General features: G+C 40.8%; 5 protein-coding genes. 3 read left to right on the top strand and 2 right to left on the bottom strand.

Going from position 1 to position 4,860, the window contains the following annotated elements; genetic code table 11:
- Positions 1-209: 209 nt before the first annotated feature.
- Complete coding sequence (locus tag LD39_RS01260; RefSeq protein WP_231572496.1) at positions 210-905, bottom strand: YkyA family protein; 696 nt, start codon at positions 903-905, stop codon at positions 210-212.
- A 278-nt stretch (positions 906-1,183) separates the two neighbouring features.
- Between LD39_RS01260 and def the strand changes: the two genes are divergently transcribed.
- Positions 1,184-1,738 (top strand): peptide deformylase, encoded by a 555-nt coding sequence (def, locus tag LD39_RS01255; RefSeq protein WP_035541997.1) that lies wholly within the window; start codon positions 1,184-1,186, stop codon positions 1,736-1,738.
- Between the two features lie 44 nt (positions 1,739-1,782).
- On the opposite strand, the gene LD39_RS01250 is transcribed toward def, so the two are convergent.
- On the bottom strand, positions 1,783-2,562 hold the full coding sequence (locus tag LD39_RS01250) for a Cof-type HAD-IIB family hydrolase (protein ID WP_035541994.1): 780 nt from the start codon (positions 2,560-2,562) through the stop codon (positions 1,783-1,785).
- A 428-nt stretch (positions 2,563-2,990) separates the two neighbouring features.
- Between LD39_RS01250 and LD39_RS01245 the strand changes: the two genes are divergently transcribed.
- Together LD39_RS01245 and rnjA are read left to right on the top strand one after the other, a co-directional pair.
- The gene (locus tag LD39_RS01245) at positions 2,991-3,200 is read left to right on the top strand and encodes a DNA-dependent RNA polymerase subunit epsilon (protein ID WP_035541992.1); all 210 of its coding nucleotides are present in this window, start codon (positions 2,991-2,993) and stop codon (positions 3,198-3,200) included.
- 3 nt (positions 3,201-3,203) lie between these two features.
- Positions 3,204-4,860: ribonuclease J1 (gene rnjA, locus LD39_RS01240; RefSeq protein ID WP_035541990.1), on the top strand; the 1,657-nt coding region annotated here is incomplete at its 3' end.

Here is a 4,860-nt window from a genome sequence, read left to right as displayed (position 1 = left end):
GAGTTGTTTCCCACCCAATCCTAATCCGTATTTAGCAACCGAACCGAAAGTATCTCGAAATCGAGTCTTCCACAATCCTGCACGATTGTTGAATAACTTTTATAAAACAACTTTTTATTTACGAAATAATTCTATAACAAAGACAACCGTATCGGTTAGCAAAGCGTAAACAAAAAACCGTCGCGAACGACGGTTTTTAAGATTTTTCTCTAGTTTTCTTCTGAGGTATTACTGCTCTCTTCCTCATTGTAAGTAACTTCGATCCCTAGAGCTTCATAGAACTCTTTCTTTTTCTTATTATACTGTTCTGTGTATTTATTGAACTCTTCATTAGCTTTTGTAACTTCTTTGTACTTTTTATTAATGCTTTCCACTTGCTTTTGAAGCTGTTCTTCTGTCAAATCTTCCTTTTGAAGCATCTCATACAATTCAGCATCAAGCGTCAGGGCTTCATCATAGGCTTTGTAAAGATTTTGGTAGGCGTCATACCGCTTTTGCATGACTTCTACAAGTTCATTACCCACTTCTTTCGCTTCCGCTTGCTCTTCATCTAAATCGTCTAGTAAAGGTTTGATTTTATCAAACTCTTCCTTAGCTGAATCAATACTGTCTTTTTCAAGCTTAAGTTTTTCTCTTCGCTCTTCAACGATACTGGCTGCTTCTTTAGACTTTTCTTTGATTTGATCGAATTCATCCATACTTAAATCAATGATTTCGTTGTATAATTTCTGCTCCTTATTTTCCAAATCAACTAAAGGTTGCTGCTGTTCACGAAAAGCATCTTCCAATGTGACTGCTTTCTCTAAATGATCATAGATTTTTTCTTGAGCAGACTGCCCCGTACACGCAGACAACAAAAATGTGCCTATTATGAGAAGAGCATAAAGCATAAATCGACGACGCACAAAAATTTCCCCCTTGTTCTTACAACAAATCTTTATTGTAATCTCGGCATATGTACAATAGTATAATAAATGAAAATAAATTGAAAGTGGATTTTTTTCAAATGTTTCCAATATAGGAATCACTTGTTGGAACATTAATTCACGCTTCAACATGGCAGCTAAACAAACCTTCTTGGATTAAAATAACGACTCATTCAAGAAGACATTGCATGGATACAGGTACACATTCCTATGCGCAAATGCTATGATCGAATTCCATATAGAAAGGATGTATAACTATGATCAGAATGGACGACATCGTTCGTGAGGGTCACCCCGCATTAAGGAAGGTGACTGAAGAAGTCTCTCTCCCCCCCTCAGAAGAAGATAAAGAAACACTTGAGGAGATGCTTCAATATTTAAAAAACAGTCAGGATGAGCAAGTATGTGACCGTTATGGCCTTCGCCCTGGAGTGGGTCTTGCTGCACCTCAAATCAATGTCAACAAAAGGATGCTAGCCGTTCACTTTGTAGACCTCAAAGATAAACTCTACAGTTATGGCCTTTTTAACCCTCGCATCGTGAGTCACTCTGTTGAACGCACGTACCTGTCCACAGGTGAAGGCTGTCTATCGGTCGATCGTGAAGTGCCAGGATATGTGCCTCGTTATCGAAGAATCACTGTTAAAGGAACAGACCTCGAGGGCAATGATGTGAAGCTGCGTTTAAAAGACTATGCTGCCATCGTTTTTCAACATGAGATCGATCATTTACACGGAATCATGTTCTACGATCACATCGATAAACAAGATCCGTTCAAAGAACCAGAAAATGCAACCCCTGCGGATCGGTAACATTCATAAAAAAAGCCTGCACATGATGTGCAGGCTTTTTTGTGCTATTTTTTCAATAAACCTAATTTATAGATGGCGTTCACTAATCCACTCTCACTAACATCGTCTGTAATGAAGTCACTTACAGCTTTTGTTTCCTCCACAGCATTTCCCATAGCTACTCCTGTTCCAATTTCACGGATCATTTCAATATCATTCAGCCCATCTCCAAATGCGTAAGCATCCTCCATTTTTAGTCCGGCAGCTTCGATAAGTTTTTTTATCCCTTCGGCCTTCGAACCGCCTTGAGGAAGTACGTCGCAAGAAAATTGATGCCAACGGATGTAATCGAATGCTTGGTGGTTCTTCCGGTATTCTTCAATTTCCGCCCCTTCACAGAATAGCAGCGATTGGTAAATATTTCTTCCTTTGAAAAAAGCCGTATCTTCCGGTGGATGATCTAAGTATAAGGAACCTAGGCTCTCTTCGATATGGGAGTGATCGGGTGTTGAGGCTTTCATCTGCTCGTGATCCATGAAAACCATTGGATGGTTGTTTAATTCGGCATCCGCATACAGAGCTTCCAGTGCAGGCTCTGATAAAGGGTTTTTGTAGACTTCTTCCCCTTCAAATACGACATATTGACCATTGAAGCTTACAAAGGAATCGATTCCAAGCGTCTCTCTCAATTCAGGGTACATAAAAGGAGCACGCCCCGTGGCGATTGCACAATAAACTCCCGCTTCTTGCAAGTCTTTTATAGCTTGGATTGTTGCATCAGGCAATTTCTTGTCATGGTCCAGCAAGGTGCCATCAATATCGAAAAATGCAATTTTTTTACTCATCATCTTTCCTCCGTCATCGTTTATTTTATCTTACTATAATAGTTCTATGTACTATTTGGCTATACTGTAGCACGAGAGGATAGGTTTGAGAAGAAAAACACACGATAATAATAAATTCTAATAGGTAAATGTTTCATTCTTAAAGAAACAGTATTATACTAGAGGTAACAGGGATTGGGCGGTTTAACGTTTTTGGCGCTTTTCTTCATCAGCGAAAGGAGATGGGCACAATGATGAAGCGTCTTCGAAGGAAGCTTAGAAAACGTTGGAAAAAATTGATGGAACGTAAAAGATACGCATAAGTCATGAATGCGGAATATTTTTATAGGGATGACTATCATTATCCTTACCATACGACAAACAAACGTGCTATGATTGATGACAGGACAAGAATGTGGAAATTATATCTAGTTAGGAGCGATAAAGTAATGATATTCAAAGTATTATATCAGGAACTTGCACAAGAGGTTCCTGTGCGCGAACGTACACAGGCCATGTACGTAGAAGCGGAAACCGAAAGACAAGTTCGTAAAAAATTGGCCAATAAAGGGTTTAATATCGAATATATCCAGGTGCTTGATGAGGATCACTTGGCATATGAACAACAATCCGAAGATTACGCTGTGGAGAATCTGTAACGCATGAAATTTGTTAAAAATGACCAAACAGCTGTTTTCGCACTTGGCGGACTCGGTGAGATTGGTAAAAACACATACGGCGTACAATTCCAAGACGAAATCATCCTCATTGATGCAGGTATTAAGTTCCCGGAAGATGAACTTTTAGGAATCGATTATGTTATTCCGGACTATACCTACCTTGTACAAAACCAAGATAAAATCAAAGGGCTGTTTATCACCCATGGACACGAAGACCATATCGGTGGAATCCCTTACTTGCTGCGTGAAATAAACATCCCTATTTATGCTGGAAAGCTAGCGGCTGGTCTGCTTCGTAATAAACTGGATGAACATGGACTGTTGCGGAATACGAAGATGCACACCATCCAGGAAGATGATGTCATCAAGTTCCGTAAAACATCTGTGTCCTTCTTCCGTACGACGCACAGTATTCCGGATTCATACGGGATCGTAGTTAAGACACCTCCTGGAAATATCGTACACACAGGAGACTTTAAATTTGATTTCACACCTGTTGGAGAGCCTGCCAACTTAGCTAGAATGGCTGAGATTGGAAAAGAAGGCGTTCTCGCCCTGTTATCAGATAGTACAAATAGTGAAGTTCCTGGCTTCACGAAGTCCGAGCGTGTGGTCGGACAAAGTATTCATGACATCTTTTCTCGCGTTGATGGTCGATTGATTTTTGCTACCTTCGCTTCAAATATTCACCGTCTGCAACAAGTCGTTGAAGCAGCTGTGAAATATGGCAGAAAGGTTGCGGTGTTTGGTCGGAGTATGGAAGCATCAATCTCAATCGGTCAGGATCTCGGTTATATCCGTGCTCCAAAAGATACGTTCATTGATGCTCAGCAGATCAATCGTTTTCCTGCCAATGAAGTGACAATCCTTTGTACTGGATCTCAAGGTGAACCTATGGCGGCTCTTTCCCGAATCGCTAACGGAACTCACCGTCAAATCCAAATTCAGCCTGGCGACACCGTTGTGTTCTCGTCTTCCCCAATCCCTGGAAACACAATTAGTGTCAGCCGTACAATTAACAAACTATATCGTGCAGGAGCGGAAGTCATTCACGGCCCATTGAACGACATTCATACTTCAGGTCACGGTAGTCAAGAAGAAATGAAATTGATGCTTCGATTAATTCAACCTAAATTCTTCATGCCGATCCACGGTGAGTACCGTATGTTAAAAGAACATGCGAACTTGAGCCACGATTGCGGCCTTCAACCTGAAGACTGCTTTGTCATGGATAACGGTGATGTGTTGGCACTTGGTAAAGATGAAGCAATGGTTGCCGGCAAAATTCCTTCAGGTTCTGTTTATGTAGACGGAAGTGGAATCGGCGATATTGGAAACATCGTATTAAGAGACCGCCGCATCCTTTCAGAAGAAGGACTTGTAATTGTAGTGGTCAGCATCAATATGAAAGAATTCAAGATCGCTTCTGGCCCAGACATCATATCTCGAGGATTCGTGTATATGAGAGAGTCTGAAGACTTGATTAAAGAAGCACAAAAGCTGGTTAGTACGCATGTTGAAAAAGTGATGGAACGCCGCACCACGCAATGGTCCGAAATTAAAAATGAAATTACGGATACCATCGCACCATTCTTATTCGAAAAAACAAAACGCCGCCCGATGATCCTGCCGATCATTA

The sequence above is a fragment of the Halobacillus sp. BBL2006 genome, assembly GCF_000786645.1.
GTDB lineage: Bacteria > Bacillota > Bacilli > Bacillales > Halobacillaceae > Halobacillus.
Note: the sequence above shows the minus strand (reverse complement) of the source record. Positions and strands in the feature narration are given on the sequence as shown.